Consider the following 24,045-nt stretch of genomic DNA (forward strand, 5'->3'; position numbering starts at 1 on the left):
ATTTTGAAATAATAAATACCATTGGGGGTATAATGATGTCTTTTAATAAAATGAAAGCAAGTGAATTAACAACGATGGTAGTAAATAAAGAGCCATTATTTATTCTAGATGTTCGTAATGAAGCTGATTTTCAAGATTGGAAGGTAGAAGGTCATGATTTTAACTATTTGAATATACCTTACTTTGACCTATTAGACGGTGTAGAAGGAATCATTGAGCAGCTGCCTAAAGATCAAGCTATCTTAGTTGTATGTGCGAAAGAAGGCTCTTCTATCATGGTGGCGGAGATGCTATCAGATGAAGGGTTGGAGGTCAGTTATTTAGAAGGTGGAATGAAAGCGTGGAGTGAGCATTTAGAGCCTGTTAAAGTAGGGGAATTGAGTACAGGAGGAGAAATGTATCAATTCGTCCGTATGGGTAAAGGCTGTCTATCTTATATGGTCATTTCAGATGGTGAAGCAGCAATTATCGATGCTACGAGAATGATAGATGTATATCTTGATTTTGCCAAAGAAAAAAAGGTGAAAATTACGCATGTTTTTGATACGCATTTACATGCAGACCATATTTCTGGCGGACGTGACATCGCAGCAAAGATGGACGCTGTTTATTGGTTACCACCTAAAGATGCAGGGGAAGTAACATTCAATTATGCCAAACTAGAAGATGGTAGTGAAGTAAAAATTGGGGAAACATCTATCAATATTCATGCCCTTTATTCACCGGGACATACCATTGGCTCGACTTCATTTGTCGTAGATGAACGGTATTTATTAACAGGCGATATATTGTTTATTGATTCTATCGGTAGACCCGATTTAGCTGGGCTTGCAGATGACTGGGTTGGAGATTTACGTGAGAGTTTATATAAGCGATATAAACAACTATCAAGTGAACTCATCGTTTTACCTGCCCATTTTATGATGATTGATGAATTGAATGATGATGGCAGTGTTGCCAAAAAATTAGGTGTTCTTTTTAAACAGAACCATGGGTTAAATATTGAGGACGAAAGTGAATTTAGAAAGATTGTCACTGAAAATCTCCCACCGCAACCCAATGCGTATCAAGAAATACGTCAAACAAATATGGGGAAAATCACTCCAGATAATGATAAACAAAGAGAGATGGAGATTGGACCCAATCGCTGTGCGGTGAGATAAAGAAATATTCATATAGAGGGACCGGAGATTGGTCCCTTTTTTAGGTCAGCTTTAAGGAGATGAGCATAATGGATTTAGCATTTATTGTGACGATATTTTTAATTGGTTTTATTGGCTCTTACTTATCAGGATTACTTGGTATCGGTGGTTCTATCATTAAATATCCGATGCTATTATATATTCCACCATTACTAGGTGTCGCGACTTTTACTGCGCATGAAGTGTCAGGTATTAGTGCTGTCCAGGTTTTCTTCGCTACGATTGGCGGGGTTTGGGCATATCGTAAAGGTGGATATTTGAATAAAACATTAATCATTTATATGGGGGCTAGTATTTTAATAGGTAGTTTTATAGGCGGTTATGGATCGAAGCTCATGTCAGAAGGTGGCATTAATCTCGTATACGGTATACTAGCTTTAATTGCTGCAGTCATGATGTTTATACCTAAAAAGGGATTAGATGATATCCCATTTGATCAAGTGACTTTTAATAAATGGTTAGCGGCAGCTCTTGCGCTTGTCGTCGGTGTGGCAGCAGGGATTGTTGGGGCTGCAGGTGCCTTTTTATTAGTCCCGATTATGTTAACCGTATTAAGAATCCCAACAAAAATGACGATTGCTTCTTCTCTTGCTATTACCTTAATATCATCCATTGGTGCAACTGTTGGAAAAGTCACTACTGGGCAAGTTGACTATTATCCGGCAATCATCATGGTTATTGCTAGTTTAATTGCTTCACCTTTAGGTGCAATGGCAGGTAAAAAAATGAATACGAAAGTGCTGCAAATGATTCTCGCATTATTAATACTAGCTACAGCTGTGAAAATATGGGTAGATATATTTTGAAAGGTAGTAATGAGCCGATGAATCACTGCTTTCAGAATGATACGAAATTGAGTAGGGAATCGCCGCATTTGAAGCAAAAGTAGAAGCTGAGCGCGGCGCAATTTGAGTAGATAACGAACTAATACTTCATCCATTATTAAACATGTCATTTCATACCATGGAAGCCTCCCACATATAATCATCCCGAAAGTTTCTAAAGGTAAAGGTTCATGAACCGTTTGAAAGGATACTTTTTCCGAGCTAGAACCTTCAACGGGAGCTAAAAGATTTTGGATTTATATAAAGGGAAGGTTGTTGCATTTGTAAATGTTGGGATGAAGTGAAAATAGTCGCTATCCTAAACCATCATCCCAAGTTCAATATAAATGAAGAGGCATTACCCACTCTGCCTCAGCTTATGATTGTCTTTGCTTTAAATGGTAGACTATTTAATAAGCACCGAAAATAGAAACAGCATGTGCTCCTTCTGTATTTGCTCGAAGGAGTACATGTTTCCATTCCAGCTCGTTTGATGGAATCCCGTGATAATAAATATCGTGCAAAATACTTGATAAGAAGGCATCTCCTGCTCCAGTTGTGTCAACAACATCTACGGTAGGTGCTTCAACGGTTATACTCTTCTCTTTATGAAGTAATGTTGCACCTAAACGACCCCTAGTAATCAGTATCCACTGATTAGACCATGAAGAAAGCTGTTGTAATGCTGTTCTATAATCTTTGGCTTTACAAAGAAATAGCAGCTCTTCCTCCGTCATTTTAATTAGATCTGCCTCTTTTAAAAAGGAATTGATTGTCTTTCTACAATCTGATTCATTCTTCCATCTCTTTAAACGGATATTTGCATCCATGACGATGAAATGCTGATATTTCTTTGCTAATTCAAGTGCTTTCAAGCTTGTCTTCTTTGCGATGTCATGAAAAAGCGTCCCGGAACCGAAATAGGAGATATGCGTTTTTTGATAGATGCTTTCATTCAACTCGTCTGCTTCTAACCATATATGAGGGGTGTCATTTTCGTAAGATTGAAATTCACGCTCTCCATCCTCTTGCACAATTGATACTATACATAACTTTTTATTAACTGAAGTAATGGTACCAGACATATTAATACCTTCATCTTCTAATTGCTGTTTGGCATATTGACTATGCTCATCAGTACCTATTTTTGTCATATAAAAGGTAGGAACACTTTTCCTAGCTAGACGGATGGCTACATTAGCGGTTGCTCCTCCTACTTTCATGAATGATTGGCTATTAGGTGAAATAATGCGATCCATGATTACTTCACCGAAAGAAATCACACCTTTACTTTTCACAAACAGGTCTCCCATCGTTTTTGATAAGGCTGATTATACTATAACTTTGTATTTATCTCTGCCTTCCAAGCTGCTAAAAGTCCTCCTCTTTTTCCACAAACCATTCGTTTTTATTTTCAAAAAGTTATCTTTATAAGAACTTAGAAAAATCACTTTATTTATATTAATTAAAAACTGACTGGTACAACAAATTTTATCAGGGTAAAATCACAATTTTTCATTGACAGCTTAGGTGGAAAGTCGTATATTGATTAAATAAAATTAATAAATATTCATATCTATGCAATTGGATAGAAAGGGTTCTTTCTAATGAAAATAACAGTAGGTACACCGGAGTATATAAGAGAGCCAAACGCACTTATGAAAATTGGCAGTAATGTAAAGAAATTTGGAGAAAAAGTCGTCCTTATTGGTGGGATAAAGAGTCGTGAAATAGTGGAAAGTCATATAAGAGACAGTTTCAATAATGAGGGAATGACACTGGATGCTTCCATTTGGTACGGTGGAGAATCTTCTAGAGAAAATGTTGAGAGATTAATAGAAGAACTCAGTACAATCGATTATGATGTCATCCTTGTATGTGGTGGAGGGAAAGCGATTGATACTGTTAAGGCAGTAGCCGCACACGTAAATAAACCTCTTGTTGCAATCCCGACGATTGCAGCGACATGCGCAGCAACGACTCCTATTTGGATTACATATAGTGAACAAGGTGAATTTCTTGCCATCAGTCGAGATGCGAAGGTGCCAGAAATGGTTGTTGTTGACTCAACAGTTATTTTGCACTCGCCTGTCCGATATCTGATTGCTGGAATTGGTGATACGTTAGCTAAGTGGTTCGAAACGAAGACTTCAGTTAAAAAAGCAACACCAAATGCAAGGAATCAAACAGCGATTGCTATTGCTAATCAGTTATACAAAACGATGTTAGCAATCGGTGAGCAATCAGTTGCATCTATGAAAAATAAGGAATTGTCAACTGAGCTTGAAGATATGATTGATGCGATTCTGTTAATTAGTGGAAGTGTAAGTGGGTACGGCGGTGATGATTGTCGAACTGCAGGTGCGCATGCCATTTACTCTGGGTTGACGATATTCCCAGAAATACATGAAACGTATCATGGTGAAATTGTTGCTTTTGGTATTTTATCGATGCTAGCAATGGAAAATGAAGAAGAAAGCGAAATCAAAGCGTTAATTGCTTACTATCAAAAAGTGAATCTACCATATACACTACAGCAAATGAATGTGCCTGAATTGTCTGAATCACAGTGGCAGGAACTTGGAGACGTTTCAGTGACTATTGAAGATATGGAGAATATGCCATTTGCGGTGACACCAGATATGGTTATCACAGCTGTCAAGCAAGCAGATGAATACGGAAAAGACATGTTAAAAAAATAAATAGAATGGTTAATGGAGGAAAATAAGTCATGAAAAAATGGTTTTTAGCAATTACAATGATGGTCCTTGCTGTAACATTAGCTGCTTGCGGCGGATCTGGTGAATCTGAAGAGGGTTCTGGCGAAAACAAAGAACCATTAAAAGTTACTTTACCAACATGGACAGGTTATGGACCGCTATTTTTAGCAAAAGAAAAAGGCTATTTTGAAGAGAATGGAATAGATGTTGAACTTTCAATTGTTGAAGGTCTTGGAGAAAGAAAACAAGCCCTAGCAAGCGGACAAATCGATGGAATGGCAACTGCACTTGATGTGCAAGTATCATTAGCTGCATCAGATATTCCTTTAAATGTGGTATGGTTATTGGATGATTCTTACGGTGGAGACGGTATTTTAGTCAAAGATGATATTAAAGAAATCAGTGACTTAAAAGGCAAGCAAGTTGCTTTTGAAGTCGGGTCTACAAGTCATATGTTAGCTTTAACAGCACTAAAAGATGGAGGCTTAACTGAAAAAGATGTTGAAGTTGTACCAATGTCTGCTGGGGATGCAGGAGCAGCATTTGCAGCTGGTAAAGTAGACGCAGCAGTTACATGGGAGCCTTGGTTATCTAACGGTTCTGAAGCGAACGGTAAAGTATTACTAACAACGAAAGATCTTCCTGGTATTATTGTTGATACAGTTAGTTTCACGGAAAAAGTCATTGAAGAGCGTCCTGAAGATGTACAAGCATTTGTAACAGCCATGGGTCAAGCAATGGACTACTGGAAAGAAAACGAAGATGAAGCGAATGAAATCATGGCAAAAGGCTTAAAAATTGATGTAGAAGAATTTGTTGCAACGGCAGAAGGATTAAAGTTCTTGGATAATGAGGCGAATAAGGAATTATTTGGTACAGAAGACGCTAAAGGCGGCATTTACCAATCGACTGAAAACGCGGCAAAGTTCTATAAAGAACAAGAGATTATTACAGCTGAACCAGCAGCAGAAGATATTATTAACCCCACTTTTATCAAGTAATGATATGAATCATTTGGAGCCTAACCGCAAGCAGTCAGCGGTTAGGCTCAGGTTATTTTTATCTCTGGTAATTGGTTGAAGAAGGAAAAATTAGAAAATGGGTGAGAAAAAATGTTAGGAAAATTATTAACCCCGAATAAAGAAATTCCAAAGTCCCTTTATTCATCAGTGGGCATTATCACTTTTCTTATTGTATTAGGAATATGGGCAGGGATTACTTATACTGGGCTCGTTAACCCGTTGTTTTTACCAACACCTACGGCGGTATTAACTACAGGCATAGATTTATTTACCAATGGAAATCTTCTTTCAGATATAGGCATTAGTTTTTCAAGAGTATTAGTCGGTTTCTTAGTGGCAGCCTTAATTGGTGTACCACTTGGGATATTAATGGGTTCTCTAAAAATTATGCAAGGCGCATTTGAGCCACTCATTGGTTTTATTCGTTATATGCCAGCTTCAGCGTTTATTCCATTATTAATTTTATGGATTGGTCTTGGAGAAACGCAAAAAATGAGTGTTATCTTTCTCGGAACTTTCTTTCAATTAACGCTAATGATCATGGATGTAACAAAGAATGTGCATAATGATTTAATTGATGTTTCTTATACATTAGGTGCTTCTAAGTTACAAGTATTTACGAGAGTAATACTCCCGGCAACCATGCCTGGGATTGTTGATACATTAAGAATTACATTTGGATGGGCGTGGACTTATTTAGTTGTGGCAGAGATTGTTGGTGCTTCCAGTGGAATCGGCTATATGATTATGCAGGCATCAAGATTCCTACAACCTGATAAAATTATTGTTGGTATTTTGATTATTGGTTTATTAGGATTATTGACTGACCTCATCTTTAAATGGATTTACCGTAAATCTTTTTCATGGATGAGAAAGGAAGGATTGTAATATGACTACACCGAAGCTTGAAATTAAAGATGTGGATAAAATATTTAGAACAAAAAGCGGCGACACAACCGCACTACAAAAAACATCCTTTACCATTGATGATGGTGAATTTGTCACGATTCTTGGTCCCTCCGGTTGTGGTAAATCAACGGTATTAAGAATTGTTGCTGGTTTAGAAGAAGCGACAACTGGTGAGGTATTATTAGATGGCCAACCTATCGATGGGCCTGGCCCAGATAGGGGCATGGTATTCCAATCGTATACTCTATATCCTTGGTTGACGGTGAAAGAAAATATTTCTTTTGGCTTAAAATTAAAGGGAGCAAAACAAAAGGAAAGAGATGATCTCGCTCGCCATTATCTTCAATTAATTGGATTAGAGGGATTTGAGAATCATTATCCTGTTCAACTTTCTGGAGGGATGAAACAGCGTGTGGCCATCGCTCGTGCGTTAGCAAATGACCCGAAGGTATTATTGATGGATGAACCGTTTGGTGCACTTGATGCGCAAACAAGAAATATTATGCAAGAGGTTTTATTAAAGGCATGGGAAAAGTCGAAGAAAACGATTCTCTTTATTACGCATGATGTCGATGAATCAATTTTTCTAGCTGATTCGGTTTATGTAATGACAGCTAGACCAGGAAGGCTGAAGAAAAAGGTGCCGATTGATATTGCTAGACCAAGAGACTTTAGTGTGAAAGCGACAAATCAATTCGCACAATACAAAGAAGAACTGTTATCATTAATACGAGAAGAAAGCTTAAAATCTATTTAATTTTATAAATGAAAACAGAAAGGTGCTTGGTACAATTGAAGAGAGAAGCCTATTTCCCTGAGGTCGTTAAGCAGGCCCTCAGCAATATACCTCCAGGGTCATGGATGTCGGCAGTACCGGAAGGATGTATTCGCCTGAACTCGGGTTATCCGGCTGCTAACCTTGTTCCGTCAACTGAATTAAAGGAAGCTACAGACCGATTATTGACAGAAGAACAAGATTTGCCGCTTCACTATATTGGTAGTCCAAGAATTGATCAATTAAAAACACAATTGATTGAGCGTATGAACGAACGAAAGATGGAAGTGCAAGAGGATGAAGTACTTGTGACTTCAGGTGCTTGTCAGGCCATCGATCTTATTGCTCGTATTTTATTAGATGAAAATGCCTTCATTATCGTCGAGTCACCGACTTATATGGAGGCATTGGAAATCTTCCAAAATTACACGAAAAACATCATCACAATCCCTATTGATGCAGATGGTTTGGACACGAAACAATTGGAAGGTATATTAATCGAACGGACGAAGAAGGAAGAACCTCTTCCAAAGCTTCTCTATACAATTCCAACCTTCCAGAATCCAACAGGCACGACGTTATCTTTCGCTAGGCGGGAGAAATTAATCAAACTAGCAAAAGAGTATGATTTTCTCATTCTTGAAGATGATGCTTACGGGGAGCTTGCGTTTGGAGAGAGTCCAACAACATTAAAATCATTAGATGAAGAGGATCGTGTGTTTTATGTCGGCTCGCTATCGAAAATAGTCGCTCCAGGCATGCGTATTGGCTGGATCGCTGCACATAGTGAGTGGATAGAAGCGCTTTTCTGGTTCAAGAAGGATTTAGAGCATCCCTTTGCCCAGTCGGTAATGTCTGCTTATCTAGAAAAAGTGAATTTAGCCCATCGTTCTGTTTTACTAACAGAAAAATATGAAGAAAAAGCAGTCATTTTATACGAAGCATTGATTCATTTCATGCCTGAGGGTGTGAAATGGTACCGCCCAGAAGGTGGCTACTTTATGTGGATTGAAGTGCCTGGGGTCGATACAACGGCTATGCTTGCGAAAGCGAAAAAAGCAGGCGTAGCATACGTACCTGGCCAATACTTCTTCTTACACCAAGATGAAGGCAAAAGCTTCTTACGTTTATCATTTAGCTATGCGAGTAAAGAGGAAATTAAAAAGGGAATCGAAATTTTAAGTCATGTAGTGGCAGAAGAGATCAATAAATAAGCTAGGAGCGTGCACAATCCTGAGGTGCACGCTCTTTTTAGGTTTGAAGGTGGGAAGATGATTTATAAAGTGAGCCACTCTTTCAACTGTAAAGGAGAATCAGAGCGAATCGCTACTTTTTTATAGGCTTTCTTAAATCCCATAAAATAAGTTACATGAACAGGTTCCTTTAGTTCTAGAATGATATCTGGGTACACTTTTTCTAAATCTCTAGTCATAAATTCAACGGTATCCTTTGATAATTTCCCTTGAAGTACTGATTTTTCCTCCATCAGTGTTTTAATATTTTCAATTGGAATAACCACTCGTTTCACTAATCCGAGTGATAGGTATAGAGTACCGTTTTGATAATAAATAGGGTTTAATTTCATTGCTTGTATGTCACCAATGAAAAAAATAACAGCATACACATTGCTGATAAATAGGATCATTGATAAAACGATAGAATATTGATGGATTAACCAATGAATCGCGATAGTTTCAATGAGGATGGCATGGATAAGCATTATCTGAAAAGCAATATAACTGGAGTTTTTATAAAGTGTTATTCCCTCTCGCGGTGTTTTTTTCCAACTAGCAAAAGCATAATAGAACATCAAACATTCCGAACAAACAATACGAATAATCTGATACTTCTTTGTGTAGTGATCAACAGCATTTGAATATGAGAACACAGTAGGTAATGAGCTTTGTTTTACTTCCTTAATAATTTTTGGCATATACTTTATAAAGGTTACAATAAGTAAAAGTTCTAAAGAAATAAATATACCCTCGATTAAAATAACGCCCCATACAAAAGAGGAATATGGCGCCAGCAATTCCGCTGGTATAATCAATCTTGCCAAAAGGCAGCCACTCGCACAAAGTAACAATGCAGATTTTAAAGAAAACTTCCCTTTATATAACATGAAAAATAATGGCAACATGATCATGAAGTCAATCAATGAACCTAAAACAACGTCTTGCGCATTTGCCGGTAGAATCAATGCACCAACTGAGGTCTGATATAGAAGGGTATTGAAAAAGAGAACCGCCATTAATAAAAAAAGCCATAGATACTTCCCTTTGCTTATGGTTTTCATGTCTTATCACTCCCATTTAGTTAAATTATACCATATGAACAGAGAGGGCTTCCAAATAAAAAATGAAGTAAACTGATAGTAATAGCCCTCATGAGCAGGATAATTGAAGTACTGATTTGAAGGGAAAGTACAAAAGAAAACAGAGCCGTAAAATAAAGGACTAATCCTTTTGTCATTTAAAGTGTTTAATCAGAAGTCTTTGAGTTTCGCGTTTTCGGACGGGGAAGAACTTCTATAAAAGAAGTTCATATTGATTCTACTTTTTAAACATTTATTTACAATATATGAGCAACAAGTAACCATCGAATAAATTCCCCCTGTAGGATAATAATTAATTATTTTAGCAATCCCCATCAAAAAAACCTCAATCAACTATCGTAAAATAAAGGTGAGGTGAGTGAGAGTGCAGTATAGTGAAACGACGCAAAAAACAATTTGCTTTATAGAAACGCATCTACTAGATAAGATTCAACTTGATGATTTAACAAGGAATGTAGGATATTCCAAGTTTCATCTAATAAGGGTATTCAAACAAGAAACAGGTCGGACAATTGGTGAATATATTCGTTTTCGTAGGCTTGCTTTAGCAGTGTCGTTATTAATAGAAAGTGATGAATCTATTCTTTCGATTGCTTTTTTGCTTCATTTTCAATCTCAAGAGGCTTTTACGAGAGCTTTTAAAGAGATTTATTCTCTACCACCGGGCAAGTACCGTAAGTTATTTAGTCTTATCCATTTAAAGGAGGAGAACAATAAGATGACGAAAGAAACAATTATTCATGGCTGGATATTAAGTGGAAGCGCCCCAGAACATTATCAAATGACATTGGATCAACAAACTTTCCATACTGGGCATCAATCTGCTCTACTTAAAAATATTAGTGATGTGAATAGCCAGCAATTCGCTACTATTATGCAACAGTTCCAAGCTGAGAAATATAGAGGGAAAAGACTGAAACTAACATGTTATATAAAGACGGAAGATGTAGAGAAATGTGGGGCTTGGATGAGAGTAGATGACAATAATGGTGATGTACTACAGTTCGATAATATGGATAATCGCCCCATTACGGGTACAAATGAGTGGAATCATTATACCATTGTATTAGATGTGTCTGAAGAGAGTATGTCCATTCATTTCGGGGTATTACTCATTGGAAAAGGGAAGGTCTGGATGGATGGGTTTCAATTAGTAGAAGTCAGTGAACATGTGCCAACAACGAACCTTTCTTTTCAAGAGAGTCTACCAAAAGAACCGCAAAATCTTGATTTTAGTGAATAGATGCTAAAGGAAAGGCTACATGCTTTTCCTATTTTTTCTGTGAACTTCATCTCCTGTTTATGCCATAATAAAAGCTGAGTAGTATTGGGTGAGAGGTGAAATGATGAATAAACAACAATGTCCAGTTTGCGGTGAGCAAAACAACTGTGGGCTTGAAGAGAGCAAGCTCAAGAATTGTTGGTGCTTCCATATTGGTGGTATCCCACAAACGCTCTTAGAATTAATTCCTCAGGAGAATAGGGGAAAAAGTTGTGTTTGTGAGAGATGTATAAGAAAATATAACAAGTGAGATGTATATATTTTACATTCAGGAGGAGTTTGCTCGCCTGATAGCGAATAGAAAATGGAGAAATATTAGGAGGTATTGTGTGTGCAAAAAGTCCGAACTGAAATGTTTGAGTGGATCAAAGCATTGATAATTGCACTAATTATTTCTTTTCTTATCCGTATTTTCATCTTTTCTCCTGTCGTTGTAGATGGGGCTTCAATGGAACCGACATTACATGACCAAAGCCGAGTTGTTATGAGTAAATTAGGTGAACCTGATCGCTTTGATATTGTAGTGTTTGATAGTGATGGAGAGCGTAATTTTATTAAAAGAGTAATTGGCCTGCCAGGAGATGAAATTACCTATGAAAATGATCATTTATACATAAATGGTAAGGAATACGATGAACCTTATTTAGATGAGTTAAAAGAAGCACTAGAAAGAGGCATGCTTACAGATGATTTTGAGCTCAAAGATACGAAAGTAAGTCAAACCGTTGTTCCTGAGGGGCATTATTTTGTATTAGGAGATAATCGAAAACGAAGTCTTGATAGTAGGGTCATAGGTGTCATCTCTGAAGAAAGAATCCTTGGGAAAGCCAAAGCGGTTATTTGGCCGATGGATCATATGGAGGTCGTTAAATAAGGGAGAAGGAAAAACCTAGTTTATTGATCCGCTAGGTTTTTTTCGTGAATAGAACTTTATTGATAACGTCATGTTAGGGTTCTAACATTCACTCGAAAAAATGTTAAACTATAACATATCAAAAGGATTAGGGGTCGAAAAAACAGTGAAAAGGATAGTATCGGCGATAGAAGTGGCGAGGTTGGCAAATGTTTCGCAGTCAACTGTATCAAGAGTATTTACTCCAGGTGCAAGTGTGTCCGAGAAGACAAGACAGCGAGTGCTTGAGGTGGCTGAGCAGTTAAACTATCAGCCGAATGCTCTTGCACGAAGTCTTATAACGAAACGAACAAATATGATTGGATTAGCAATGAAGGATATTCAAAACCCATTTTACCATGAAGTATTAGGGATTTTTACGAACAAGCTAAAAGCGAAGGGATATTCAGTTTTATTTGTCTATACAGAAAATGAAGAGATACAGCAAGAAGAAATCAATCACTTTCTTGAATATAATGTCGAGGGGATTATAATTACAGATGCAATGCTCTCATCTAACATCGTGACTAAACTAAAAAATAATCATATTCCCGTGACATTGTTTAATCGCTATGATAAGAATCTTGAGTGTAATTCTGTCAGTTGTGATAATATCAATGCAGCAAATGAAATAGCAAAATATGTCGATCACCTGTACTGTGAAAAAATCGTCTTTATTACAGGTAAAATAAATACATCAACTAGTCAGGAAAGACAAGAAGGTTTTGTTAATTACTTCAAAAACAAAGGAATCCCCGTCGAGATTCTTGAAGGTGACTATACATACGAGAGAGCCTTTTTCTTAACAAAAGAATTGATTGAAAAAGATTATGTACCAGATGTGATATTTGGGGCTAATGATATTACGGCATTAGGTGCTCTTGATGCATTGAAAAGCAAGGAAATAAAGGTGCCAGAACAGACAATGGTGATTGGTTTTGATGATATCAAAATGTCCTCTTGGCCTAATTATAATCTTTCTACATGGGTTCAACCTATTGAAGAGATGGTGGATGAAACCATTCGCCTTCTTGAACGAAATCAGCGGGAAACCGGACATAAGACAGTAAAGGTTCAAGGTAAGTTTATCCATCGTCAAACGACAAAATAAAAGAAGGAAAGTCCTTGCAGCCCAAGGATTTTTCTTTATGTAAAAATTTCTGAATATAGGAAAATAACAAAATATATATTTGACAAATGAAAACGCTTCATTTATCATCTATTTCATAACCTTTGCATACGTATGCAAAATAGAATGATATATTTTTTTGAATGCTTTTGCATACGTATGCAAAAATCCAGAAAGTGAGGAAATTAATGATGGTCATTTACCTAAAACGAGGAAAAGTAGAAGAGGATATTCAACAAGAAGATTTAAAAGTTTCTGAGATTGTAAGAAACACAATTAATAAAATTGAAAGAGAAGGGGATCAGGCTTTAAAAGAACTATCGGAAAAATTTGATAAATGGTCTCCAGAAACTTTTCGTTTAAGTAAGCAACAAATAGAGGAGATTTGCGCTTCGATTCCTGAACAAACTATTTTAGATATTGAGTTTGCTCAAAATAACATTAGAAATTTTGCCGAAGAGCAAAGAAAATCAATGAAAGACATTGAAGTTGAAACAATGCCAGGTGTTATTTTAGGTCATAAGAATATTCCAGTTAATAGTGTAGGTTGTTATATTCCAGGTGGACGTTATCCAATGGTGGCTTCAGCACATATGAGTGTTTTAACTGCGAAAGTTGCTGGGGTAAAAAGGGTCATCGCTTGCACTCCTCCCATCAATGGTGAAATCCCTGCAGCAACGGTGTACGCTATGCATAAAGCAGGAGCAGATGAAATTTATATTTTAGGTGGCATCCAGGCAATGGCTGGTATGGCAATTGGCACGGAAACAATGGAAGCGGTTGATATGATTGTTGGTCCAGGAAATGCTTTTGTTGCAGAAGCCAAACGTCAATTATATGGTCGCGTGGGTATCGATTTATTCGCTGGACCTACGGAAACACTAGTCGTGGCTGATGAAACCAGCGATCCTGAAATGATTGTTACTGACTTATTAGGTCAAGGAGAGCATGGACCGACATCTCCAGGTGCATTAATAACTACCTCTAAAAAAATTGCAGAGGAAACAGTGAAAGAAATTGAACGCCAATTAAAGATATTACCGACTGCTGATGTAGCACGTGTTTCTTGGAATGATTATGGACAAATCCTTTTAGTTGAGGACGAACAGGAAGCTTTAAAAGAAGCAGATAGACTTGCATTTGAACATGTAGAGATATTAACGAAAAACCCAGACTTCTTTTTAGAGAATATGACGAATTATGGCTGCTTGTTCTTAGGACCAGAAACGAATGTAGCGTACGGTGATAAGGTGATTGGTACCAACCATACACTACCAACAAAAGGGGCAGCGAAGTATACTGGTGGCTTGTGGGTAGGAAAGTTTCTTAAAACAGTGACCTATCAAAAGGTAACATCAAAAGAACAAAGTGCCTATATTGGTGAATATGCTGCACGTTTATGTCAATTAGAGAATTTCGCAGGTCATGCAGAACAAGCTTTACTACGTGTGAGAAGATACGGAAATCAACAGTAAATGAGCTTTTAACTTGATAAAAAGTAGGTGATATTCAATGTTAAGTATGATCGGTTTAATTGGAGGGTTAGTCTTACTTACTGTCCTTGTGATGCGTGGGATGAACCTTTTAATTGTGGCGCCACTTTCAGCACTGTTTGTTGCAGTGCTGAACGGTGTTCCGTTATTTCCACAGTTTGCAGGTAAGGATGAAGTAGATTTCATTACGGGTTATATGGATGGTTTTGCCGGTTTTATTACTTCTTGGTACTTGATGTTTTTAGCCGGGGCAATATTTGGGAAGGTAATGGAAGATAGCGGTGCTGCTGAAAGCGTTTCCCATTGGATTGTAACTAAAATCGGGATGAAGCATGCTGTGCTTGCAGTAGTCCTTTCTTGTGCAGTATTAACCTATGGTGGTGTTAGTTTATTCGTAGTTGCCTTTGCTGTTTACCCGATGGCAGTAAGTTTGTTTAAAGAAGCCGATTTACCTCGGCGATTTATTCCGGCTGCACTTGCTTTTGGGTCAACGACTTTTACGATGACATCTGCAGGTTCACCAGAAATACAAAACTGGATTCCAATTCCTTATTTAGGGACAAACCCTTATGCCGGATGGGAAGTTAGTTTAATAACAGCGATATTTATGCTTATATTTGGCTATTGGTTATTGATGAAAGTGATACGGAGGGCGGTAAGGAAGGGGGAGAAATTTGTTGGAAGAGATACGGATAACAATGAAATAAGAAGTGAATTACCTCATCCTTTATTAAGCCTTATTCCTTTATTAGTTGTTCTTATTGTTGCATTTGTTTTCCACGATTCTTTAGCGCAATCTGCATTAATTCTTGCCTTAACAGGTGGTGTTATCGCTACATGGTTACTTAATCGTAAATATTTCAGAAATTTCTGGGAAGCTGTTGGCGAAGGAACAATGGGAGCTCTTATAGCAATTGGAAATACGGCTGCTGTTGTTGGTTTTGGCGGTGTAGCAAAAATCACTCCTGCGTTTTCTTCTGCTGTAGATTTTATGACCAGTATTCCCGGTTCACCATTAATTGGAGGGGCATTGTCTGTTATGGTTATCGCTGGATTAACCGGTTCCTCATCTGGCGGGCAAACAATTGCTTTACCAATCTTAGCACCTCATTATTTAGATATGGGTGTGAATGCAGAAGCGCTTCATAGAACGGTATCCTTATCTTCAGGTACGCTTGATTCATTACCACATGGAGGATATGCGGTGACAACCATTCGTTCTATTGCTGGGGAAACGCATAAAGATGCTTATCCTGCATTCGGTTTAATGACTGTAGTGGTTCCAATTGTTGCTGTTGTACTAGCGGTTATTCTTTTTTCTCTTGGTGTTGGTGTATAATCTAGAAAAAAGTAAATAGATTCATAGGAGGTTATCGTCATAGCTTATTTTGCGGCAATACTGCATATGGTAGATATTGAAAAAAGTAAAGAGATTCGTCCAGATCACCTAGCGTATTTAAACAAACTGGAGAAAGAACAGAAAATCTTCGCTAAAGGTCCCTTTGCTGATGGAACTGGCGGGCTAGTCGTATACAATGCTGATAGTTATGATGAGGCTATGACATTAGCAGAAAATGACCCATATATTGTCCATCATGCTCGTCGATTAGAGCTAAAGGAATGGTCTATCATCGAGTAATCATATATTGGAATAAGAACATGCATATCTCTATGTATGTTCTTTTTTTTATTTGATGAGTAAATAGGAAGTAGGTAGCTGGATGGGGTAACGGCGATGTGAACAACCGATTATATTATCTGTTCTCACCACTTTTTTACCGTACATCCATAAAGTTAAAGCGTATTTAACATTATTATACGAGAATCTAATATTTCCTTCATATTCCAAAAGTATCATGAATATATAACAAGTGGAAAGACTTGCCTTCTTTCAAAAAGCCGTATATTCGACGAGTAAAGGGTTTTTACTTCATCGGTATATGGCTTTCTTTAGGGGGCGGTAAAAGGGGTGAGAGAATATGCGTGCTTTGGAATTAAAACAGATGAGAAAGTCTTACCAAGCGGATATAGAAGTGTTAAAAGGGATTGATATTGTGATTGAGCCTGGGGAATTTTTTGTGTTAGTCGGGCCATCTGGTTGTGGAAAAAGTACGTTGTTAAGGATGATTGCTGGATTAGAGGAAATAAGTAGTGGTGAGCTTTATATTGGCGGGGCTTATGCAAATAAGTTAAAGCCAAGTAAGAGAGAATTATCTATGGTGTTCCAAAATTATGCTCTGTTTCCTCATATGACAGTTGAACAAAACATTGCCTTTGGTCTACATGTGAAAAAACTGACGAAAGTTGAACAATCACAGAGGTGTCAGGAAGCGGCAGAAACGCTTGGACTCACACCATATTTGAAAAGGAAACCAAGAGAATTATCGGGTGGTCAAAGACAGCGTGTAGCACTCGCTAGAGCAATCGTTACACAAGATCCTATATGTCTAATGGATGAACCACTCTCAAATCTTGATGCAAAATTGAGAACAAAAATGCGTTCAGAGATAAGGCAGTTACAAAGAAAATTGGGTATTACGATGATTTATGTCACACATGATCAAACAGAGGCGATGACGATGGCCGATCGCATGATGATTTTAAATCAAGGTGAAGTGCAACAAGTTGGGAAGCCGCTTGATATTTATAATCACCCGGCGAATACTTTTGTGGCATCGTTTATTGGCGCACCGCCAATGAATATGGTTAATGGATATATTCAAAATGGAAATGTCCATCTCCCATGCGAGACAAGGCTCCCACAAATTCATCAGAATTTAGCTGGTGAATTCACGATTGGAATTAGACCTGAGCATCTAGTAAGAGCAACGAATACGGATGAAGCCACATTGCAAGCTACCGTTACGAATGTAGAAATGCTTGGTACAGAAACACTAATTAATTTTCAGTTAACGGATAAATTGCAGTGGACAGCAAGGTGGCAAGGTCAGCATGCGATTCCTTTAGGAGAGAAGGTTTCTTTTGCTATCAAAATAGAGGACTTAGTTTTTTTTGATGATCAAACGAAACAGAATACTTTTCTTGAAGGTGTGGAGGTGATTTAGTTTTATGCCATCACTTAATATGAACGTTGACCCAAAGCGGCCATCTCTAAGAAAAAATCGATTTTCCCTTGCATCTTTAGAGGGCTGGTTATATGTACTACCATCTTTTATTTTATTTATTATTTTTCTATTTTATCCGATGGTTAGGACGGTATATTTGAGCTTTTTCTATACTGATACACAAGGAAAACCGTTGTCTTTTGCGGGTTGGGAAAACTTTACCACATTGCTTTCTTCAACTAGTTTTTTAACAAGTGCTAAGGCCACTTTCTTATTTGTTTTATACACGGTACCAGTTGGCGTGATTCTCGCTCTTGCTTTGGCGTTACTAGCTAATCAGAAATTGAAAGGCATTGGTTTCTTTAGAACCATCTTTTCCTCAACGATGGGCATGAGTGTAGCTGCCTCATCAGTCATATGGATGTTTATTTATAACCCATCGATTGGTATAGCAAACAAAATACTAAACTTTTTTGGTTTTGCTGATATGCATTTCTTATTAGATCCGAATACTGCTTTGCTCTCAGTCGCAATCGCGACGATTTGGATGAATACAGGGTTTACGTTCCTCATTTTGCTAGGGGGGTTACAAAATATCGATTCCCAATTATATGAAAGCGCAAGAATTGCTGGGGTAAGTTCTTCTTATTCCTTTAGAAAAATCACACTCCCAATGCTATCACCAACACTTTTCTTTGTTCTTACAGTGACGATGATTAATTCATTTCAGTCATTTGGGCAAATCGATATTTTGACAAAGGGAGGACCAATCGATTCGACCAATGTGATTGTGTATTCCATTTATAAAGATGCCTTCATTAACTATAATATTGGCTCTGCCAGCGCACAGGCGGTTCTTCTCTTTCTATGTGTCTTCATCTTGACAGTGATCCAGTTCAAGCTCGGTGAGAGGAAGGTGCATTATCAATGACAATCGGGAAGAAGATCTTATTATATTTAGTCCTTATTCTCTCAGGTTTTATCATGTTTTTCCCCATTGTTTACGCTTTTATGATTAGTTTTATGCAAGGGGGAGAAGTTCTGCAAGGAAAGCTCATACCAGAAAACTTCACACTAACCAATTACCTTCATGCTTTCGAAAAGGTTCCATTACTGCGGTATTTGATTAACAGCTTGGTCGTATCCACAGTCATTATGTTGGGACAATTACTACTCTGCAGTTTAGCGGCCTTCGCTTTTGTTTTTACAAAATTTAAAGGGAAAAACCTTTTGTTTATGCTTTTTATTTCCACGATGATGATTCCTTGGGAAGCGACGATGGTACCAAACTTTCAAACGATACAGTCATTAGGATGGTTAAATAGTTTTCCAGGATTAACGATTCCTTTCTTCGCTATGGCCTTTGGGACTTTTCTGCTTAGACAACAGTTTAAGACGATTCCTATTGAATTATATGAAGCTTCCCAGGTTTCGGGGGTGAGTCGCTTTAAGTTCTTCTTAACGGTTGTCTTGCCGATTTCGAAAACAAGTTTAATTACGCTTGGAATCTATTGCTTCTTGACGGCTTGGAATATGTACTTATGGCCATTGCTTGTCACGAATGATGAAAAGGTAAGGACCGTCCAAATTGGCTTAAAGCAGATGCAGACACAAGAAATTGCGTCTGAATGGGGGGTGGTAATGGCAGGGGTGATGCTCGTCATTTTGCCAACTTTACTATTAATCTTTGTTGGTCAAAAACGTTTACAGGAAGGGTTAACTAGAGGAGCAATAAAGTAGAAGTGGGGAGAGGATGAAAAGAATGAAGAAGCTTTGGGTGGTCAGTATCTTATGTATGCTCATATTCATGACGGCATGTTCAAATGATTCAGCAACTACAGAGGAAGCTAGTGGAGATGGAAAAACAGAAGTGATATTTTGGCATTCGATGAGTGGCGAGCTTGAGCGTGTTGTGCAAGAAGTAGCTGATGGTTTCAATGCGGAACAAGATGAGATTACAGTGACACCAGTTTTTCAAGGGACATATGAAGAAGCGATTACGAAGTTTAATACGGTAGCTGGAACAGAAGATGCACCAGCAATCATGCAAACTTTTGAAGTCGGGACGAAATATATGATTGATTCAGGGAAAATACAACCAGTGCAGAAATTTATTGATGATGAAGGATACGATATGAATCAATGGGAGAAGAATATCACTAATTATTATGCTGTAGATGACACGCAATATTCCATGCCATTTAACTCATCCACTCCGGTACTTATTTATAATAAAGATGCTTTTAAAGAAGCTGGATTAGATCCAGAGAAAGCGCCTGAGACGTATAGTGAATTAAAAGAGGCGGCTAAGAAATTAACGAACGATGACCAGGTGGGCTTTTCAATTTTAAATTACGGCTGGTTTATTGAGGAATTAATCGCGGTCCAAGGTGGATTATTTGTTGATAATGATAACGGACGCACTGGTAATGCGGAAAAGGCAGTATTTAACGGTGAAGAAGGACTAAAAGTCTTTGAATTAATTAGTGAGATGCATAAAGAAGGTACCTTCTATAATACTGGACAAAATTGGGATGATATCCGGGCTGCTTTCCAATCTGGCAAAATTGCTATGTATCTAGATTCATCAGCAGGTATTAGAGCTACAGTTGATAATGCACCGTTTGAGGTTGGCGCAGGATATTTACCTGTACCGGATGGAGTAGACAGACAAGGGGTAATTATTGGCGGCGCTTCTTTATGGATGGCGAAAGATATTGATGAGGAAAAACAGCGTGCTGCATGGGAGTTCATGAAGTATGTGACTACACCTGAAGTACAGGCACAATGGCATTTAAAGTCAGGTTATTTTTCTATTAACCCAGCAGCCTACGACTTACCGCTTGTACAAGAAGAGTGGGAGAAGTATCCACAGCTAAAAGTAACAGTTGATCAGTTGAAAAATACAATTCCATCTGAGGCGACTCAAGGGGCATTAATTTCTGTCTTCCCAGAAGCGCGTCAAAAAGTTGTGAGCGCAATGGAAAGCCTATATCAAGGTGTTGAACCGAAAGAAGCATTGGAGCGTGCGGCAGCAGAAATAGATCAGTCATTAGAGGCAGCGAACAGAAAAAATGGGAGTCAGTGAGAGGGTGGAGGAAGTTTCTATTTATGCTCATCGTGGAATGAGTGGTACCTTTCCTGAAAATACAATGACTGCATTCCAAGCAGCCTTAGATGCTGGAGTTGAGGGAATCGAATTAGATGTGCAAATGAGTAAGGACGGCCACCTGGTCATTATTCACGATGAACAAATTAATCGTACTACGAATGGCAAGGGTTATGTTAAAGATTTAACTTTAGACGAACTCCTTGGCTTAGATGCAGGAGGATGGTTTTCTTCTAATTTTATCGGCGAGGGTTTACCATCACTTCAACTAGTATTAGAGTGGCTTTTAGAGGAGGGCAATGACCTTACATTAAATATAGAATTAAAGAACGATATCATTGCTTATGAGGGGATGGAAAGAAAAGTTTTAGATTTGATTAATCGGTACCAATTACAAGACCGAGTAATTATTTCTTCATTTAATGCACCTAGTTTAAAGAAAGTAAAAGCGATAAATCCGAATATCTCGGTTGGTTATTTAATTGCTGGTGTGAAACAGGATGCTATTAAAGTAGCAAGGGATATAGGTGCCGATGCCATTCATTGTCAACCAAGTTTCGCTCTTTCTACTTATGGAAGAGATGCGATAGAAAAAGGATTTCCTCTTCGTGTCTATACGGTAAACGAAAGAGCAGTAAAGGAACAATTAGTTGAAACAGGTGTCGAGGTCATTATGACAGACGTACCGGAACAACTTAAATAAAAAGTAAAGCAGGTGTAGTGTGATTGTATGCTCCCCTTTAGTAGTCAAATTTTTCAAGAAATCTGACTGTTAAAGGGGAATTTTTCGTGTCTAAAAGAACTATTACTCAGGAGTTTAAAATTGAAGTTTTACAAGCATAAATAAGGAAGCTTTAGTTAGTGTGATAATATAGGATTTAGGTGTAAATAGCAAACTGTTATTAAAGAGGAGGGCTGAAATTTGTCTGCGATATGGGATAGCGATGTTGAAGTTACTATAGACGAAGCACAACAAATAATTAGGGAACAGTTTCCGATACTTGAACCTGTCTCTATTAAAGAGAGCGGTGAAGGATGGGATAATAAAGTCTTCGTTGTAAATGAATCGGTCATTTTTAGATTCCCACGAAGAAAAATTGCTGTACCCTTAATAGAAAGAGAAAATAGATGGTTACCACAATTAAAGCAACACTTACACAGTAATATTCAAATTTCTACACCTATATATATTGGTCAACCAAGTAGTAAGTTTCCATACCCATTCACAGGTTATCCGTTGATTAAGGGTGTTTCTACCAATGAACGAGAGATAAGCGTGAAAGATCGTGGCGCTATCGTTGAGGACATTGCCTTATTTTTAAAAGCCCTTCATCAAATACCAAGTAGTCATTTTCTTGGAATCATAGGGGATGAAATTGGCAGGCTAGACGTTCATGCAAAAAAACTAGAAGTTATTCAACGATTAGAATGGATGGAGGCAAATGAAGTTATTGACTCCCGAAAACCTTTTTTAGCCATTATTCAACTAGCAATAAATACGAGTGTAACGGCAAGGAATACATTGGTTCATGGGGATTTTTATTTCCGCAACTTTCTGATTTGTAATAATTTAAGACTTGCAGGTGTAATTGATTTTGGGGATATGCATCTTGGCCATCGAGCGGTTGATTTAGCTGTTGCTTATACGTTCGTTCCATCATATATGAGGGAAAGCTTTTTTTCTATTTATGGTGAAATTGATAAAGAAACGGAATCGTTAGCTATGTTCAGAGGGCTGCATGTGATGTGCTATTTACTTTTTTATGGGATGGATAAACAGGATGAAGGCATTATAAGAGAAGCGAAAGTAGGGTTAGCGAATCTCATTTCCAATCATTAATAGCTAGCTTAAAGGTTGAAAATACGCTAAAATACAAGGGTTATCAATTTAGTTAGAACATTTGAATGCTACCATTAGTAACTCGCCAATGGGTGAGTTTTCTTTTTGTGTCATGAAATAAGAGAGGAAGGAGTTTTTTATAATGAAGAAGTTATTTTCGACCTATCGTACGACTATTTTGTTATTAGCTGCTATTCTTATTGGCGGTATAGCAGGGGTAGTGTTTGGGCCTGCGACATCAGTTGTGAAACCTTTTGGAGATTTATTTTTAAATTTAATGTTTATGATTATTGTTCCACTCGTCTTTTTTAGTATAGCATCGGCTATTGCGAATATTAGTGGGATGAAACGTTTAGGTAAAATTATGGGAAGTACATTCCTCGTTTTCTTTTTAACAGCAGTCGTTTCTGCTGTATTAGGATTCGCAGGTACCTCTCTATTCGATCCATTAAAAGATACGGATACTTCAAGTATTATTGCTATGATGGATGAGGCGGAAGTGGCAGAAGAGGAACCTGAGAATATTTCGTTACTTGCAAAACTAGTTGAGACGGTGACTGTTAATGATTTTCATCTTTTATTCTCTAAGAGCAATATGTTACAGCTTATTGTTTTCGCAATCTTATTTGGCTTGGCTACCGCACTAGTAGGTGAGAAAGGCAGACCAATGGCTACCTTCTTACAATCAGGCACAGATATTATGATGAAAATTGTAAAGATTGTTATGTATTATGCGCCGATTGGTCTAGGGTGTTATTTTGCAACGATCATTGGTGAATTAGGACCGCAGATTTTAGGTGGGTATGTTCGTGCTTTTGTTTTATATCTAGGTATAACACTTGTCTATTATTTTGGCTTTTTCACATTGTATGCCTTTATTGCTGGTGGGAAAGAGGGAATCAGTGTATTTTGGAAAAATGCGATTTCACCCTCAGTGACTGCAATTGCAACATGTTCAAGCGCGGCAAGTATTCCAGTTAATCTTGACGCGACGAAGAAAATGGGCGTACCTAAAGATATAGCTGAAACAGTTATCCCATTAGGAGCAAACACCCATAAAGATGGCTCGGTTTTTGGTGGCGTGATTAAGATTGTTTTTATATTTAGCTTGTTTGGGCAAAGTATGACAGATCTGCCAACAATATTAAGTATCATTGCAGTCGCCTTTTTAGTAGGTGCGGTTATGGGAGCGATACCTAGTGGGGGATTAATTGGTGAAATGCTCATCTTGAGTGTATTTGGATTTCCGCCTGAAGTACTGCCGATTATAGCTGTGATCAGTACAATTATTGATGCGCCAGCCACACTTCTGAACTCAACAGGTAATACGGTGTGCGCGATGATGGTTAGTAGATTAGTAGAAGGAAAAGATTGGTTGAAAAAGGCGTTCCATGTAAAAACAGTTTAATTTAAAAAAATTTATAAAAATAGGTTTATAGTTTTAGGTG

23 protein-coding genes are annotated in these 24,045 nt (G+C 37.8%); 21 read left to right on the forward strand and 2 right to left on the reverse strand.

Annotated elements, in window-relative coordinates; genetic code table 11:
- Positions 1-35 precede the first annotated feature (35 nt).
- Together MKX78_RS05010 and MKX78_RS05015 are read left to right on the forward strand one after the other, a co-directional pair.
- Positions 36-1,163: an MBL fold metallo-hydrolase gene (locus tag MKX78_RS05010; protein WP_095370358.1), complete on the forward strand. Its 1,128-nt coding sequence runs from the start codon at positions 36-38 to the stop codon at positions 1,161-1,163.
- Positions 1,164-1,231: 68 nt separating this feature from the next.
- Positions 1,232-2,008, forward strand: coding sequence for a sulfite exporter TauE/SafE family protein (locus MKX78_RS05015; protein ID WP_095370357.1), 777 nt, complete (start codon positions 1,232-1,234; stop codon positions 2,006-2,008).
- 428 nt (positions 2,009-2,436) lie between these two features.
- Here the strand turns inward: MKX78_RS05015 and MKX78_RS05020 are convergent, their stop codons facing one another.
- On the reverse strand, positions 2,437-3,324 hold the full coding sequence (locus tag MKX78_RS05020) for a carbohydrate kinase family protein (protein WP_157733776.1): 888 nt from the start codon (positions 3,322-3,324) through the stop codon (positions 2,437-2,439).
- A 309-nt stretch (positions 3,325-3,633) separates the two neighbouring features.
- On the opposite strand from MKX78_RS05020, the gene MKX78_RS05025 reads away from it, so the two are divergent.
- The 5 genes from MKX78_RS05025 to MKX78_RS05045 all read left to right on the forward strand — a co-directional run bounded on the left by MKX78_RS05025 (position 3,634) and on the right by MKX78_RS05045 (position 8,666).
- Positions 3,634-4,728, forward strand: a complete 1,095-nt coding sequence (locus MKX78_RS05025; RefSeq protein ID WP_341050088.1) for an iron-containing alcohol dehydrogenase family protein — start codon at positions 3,634-3,636, stop codon at positions 4,726-4,728.
- Positions 4,729-4,757: 29 nt separating this feature from the next.
- Positions 4,758-5,747, forward strand: a complete 990-nt coding sequence (locus tag MKX78_RS05030) for an ABC transporter substrate-binding protein (RefSeq protein ID WP_095370354.1) — start codon at positions 4,758-4,760, stop codon at positions 5,745-5,747.
- Between the two features lie 111 nt (positions 5,748-5,858).
- Entirely contained in the window at positions 5,859-6,656 is a 798-nt protein-coding gene (locus tag MKX78_RS05035) for an ABC transporter permease (RefSeq protein ID WP_328199647.1), read from the forward strand.
- 1 nt (position 6,657) lies between these two features.
- Positions 6,658-7,434 carry an ABC transporter ATP-binding protein gene (locus MKX78_RS05040; RefSeq protein ID WP_095370352.1) on the forward strand — a complete coding sequence of 259 codons (777 nt, stop codon included), beginning with the start codon at positions 6,658-6,660 and terminating at the stop codon, positions 7,432-7,434.
- Positions 7,435-7,469: 35 nt separating this feature from the next.
- The gene (locus tag MKX78_RS05045; protein WP_095370351.1) at positions 7,470-8,666 is read left to right on the forward strand and encodes an aminotransferase-like domain-containing protein; all 1,197 of its coding nucleotides are present in this window, start codon (positions 7,470-7,472) and stop codon (positions 8,664-8,666) included.
- A gap of 62 nt (positions 8,667-8,728) precedes the next feature.
- On the opposite strand, the gene MKX78_RS05050 is transcribed toward MKX78_RS05045, so the two are convergent.
- Complete coding sequence (locus MKX78_RS05050; RefSeq protein WP_341050091.1) at positions 8,729-9,748, reverse strand: beta-carotene 15,15'-monooxygenase; 1,020 nt, start codon at positions 9,746-9,748, stop codon at positions 8,729-8,731.
- Positions 9,749-10,151: 403 nt separating this feature from the next.
- Here MKX78_RS05050 and MKX78_RS05055 point away from each other — a divergent pair, with 403 nt between their 5' ends.
- The 14 genes from MKX78_RS05055 (at position 10,152) to MKX78_RS05115 (ending at position 24,005) form a co-directional block, all read left to right on the forward strand.
- Positions 10,152-11,030, forward strand: coding sequence for a helix-turn-helix domain-containing protein (locus MKX78_RS05055; protein WP_095370349.1), 879 nt, complete (start codon positions 10,152-10,154; stop codon positions 11,028-11,030).
- 103 nt (positions 11,031-11,133) lie between these two features.
- Positions 11,134-11,319: a cysteine-rich CWC family protein gene (locus MKX78_RS24490; protein WP_218971972.1), complete on the forward strand. Its 186-nt coding sequence runs from the start codon at positions 11,134-11,136 to the stop codon at positions 11,317-11,319.
- An 81-nt stretch (positions 11,320-11,400) separates the two neighbouring features.
- Positions 11,401-11,943 (forward strand): signal peptidase I, encoded by a 543-nt coding sequence (gene lepB, locus MKX78_RS05060; RefSeq protein WP_095370347.1) that lies wholly within the window; start codon positions 11,401-11,403, stop codon positions 11,941-11,943.
- A 145-nt stretch (positions 11,944-12,088) separates the two neighbouring features.
- A complete protein-coding gene (locus MKX78_RS05065; RefSeq protein WP_095370346.1) occupies positions 12,089-13,072 on the forward strand; it encodes a LacI family DNA-binding transcriptional regulator in 984 nt (327 codons plus the stop codon).
- 209 nt (positions 13,073-13,281) lie between these two features.
- Positions 13,282-14,565: a histidinol dehydrogenase gene (gene hisD, locus MKX78_RS05070; RefSeq protein WP_341052712.1), complete on the forward strand. Its 1,284-nt coding sequence runs from the start codon at positions 13,282-13,284 to the stop codon at positions 14,563-14,565.
- A gap of 37 nt (positions 14,566-14,602) precedes the next feature.
- Complete coding sequence (locus MKX78_RS05075; protein WP_307317187.1) at positions 14,603-15,922, forward strand: GntP family permease; 1,320 nt, start codon at positions 14,603-14,605, stop codon at positions 15,920-15,922.
- A gap of 39 nt (positions 15,923-15,961) precedes the next feature.
- Positions 15,962-16,222 carry a YciI family protein gene (locus MKX78_RS05080; RefSeq protein WP_095370344.1) on the forward strand — a complete coding sequence of 87 codons (261 nt, stop codon included), beginning with the start codon at positions 15,962-15,964 and terminating at the stop codon, positions 16,220-16,222.
- A gap of 340 nt (positions 16,223-16,562) precedes the next feature.
- Positions 16,563-17,648 (forward strand): ABC transporter ATP-binding protein, encoded by a 1,086-nt coding sequence (locus MKX78_RS05085; RefSeq protein WP_095370343.1) that lies wholly within the window; start codon positions 16,563-16,565, stop codon positions 17,646-17,648.
- Positions 17,649-17,667: 19 nt separating this feature from the next.
- A complete protein-coding gene (locus MKX78_RS05090; RefSeq protein WP_328199651.1) occupies positions 17,668-18,579 on the forward strand; it encodes a carbohydrate ABC transporter permease in 912 nt (303 codons plus the stop codon).
- Positions 18,576-19,388: a carbohydrate ABC transporter permease gene (locus tag MKX78_RS05095; protein ID WP_095370341.1), complete on the forward strand. Its 813-nt coding sequence runs from the start codon at positions 18,576-18,578 to the stop codon at positions 19,386-19,388. Before MKX78_RS05090 ends, MKX78_RS05095 begins: the two co-directional genes overlap by 4 nt.
- 22 nt (positions 19,389-19,410) lie before the next feature.
- Positions 19,411-20,736 carry an ABC transporter substrate-binding protein gene (locus MKX78_RS05100; RefSeq protein ID WP_095373522.1) on the forward strand — a complete coding sequence of 442 codons (1,326 nt, stop codon included), beginning with the start codon at positions 19,411-19,413 and terminating at the stop codon, positions 20,734-20,736.
- 4 nt (positions 20,737-20,740) lie between these two features.
- Entirely contained in the window at positions 20,741-21,460 is a 720-nt protein-coding gene (locus MKX78_RS05105) for a glycerophosphodiester phosphodiesterase (RefSeq protein ID WP_341050096.1), read from the forward strand.
- A 219-nt stretch (positions 21,461-21,679) separates the two neighbouring features.
- Positions 21,680-22,597, forward strand: coding sequence for a phosphotransferase (locus tag MKX78_RS05110; RefSeq protein ID WP_095370339.1), 918 nt, complete (start codon positions 21,680-21,682; stop codon positions 22,595-22,597).
- Between the two features lie 142 nt (positions 22,598-22,739).
- On the forward strand, positions 22,740-24,005 hold the full coding sequence (locus MKX78_RS05115; RefSeq protein WP_095370338.1) for a dicarboxylate/amino acid:cation symporter: 1,266 nt from the start codon (positions 22,740-22,742) through the stop codon (positions 24,003-24,005).
- The last annotated feature ends 40 nt before the right edge of the window (positions 24,006-24,045 follow it).

Source organism: Cytobacillus sp. FSL R5-0569 (assembly GCF_038007265.1).
Lineage (GTDB): Bacteria > Bacillota > Bacilli > Bacillales > Cytobacillaceae > Cytobacillus > Cytobacillus kochii.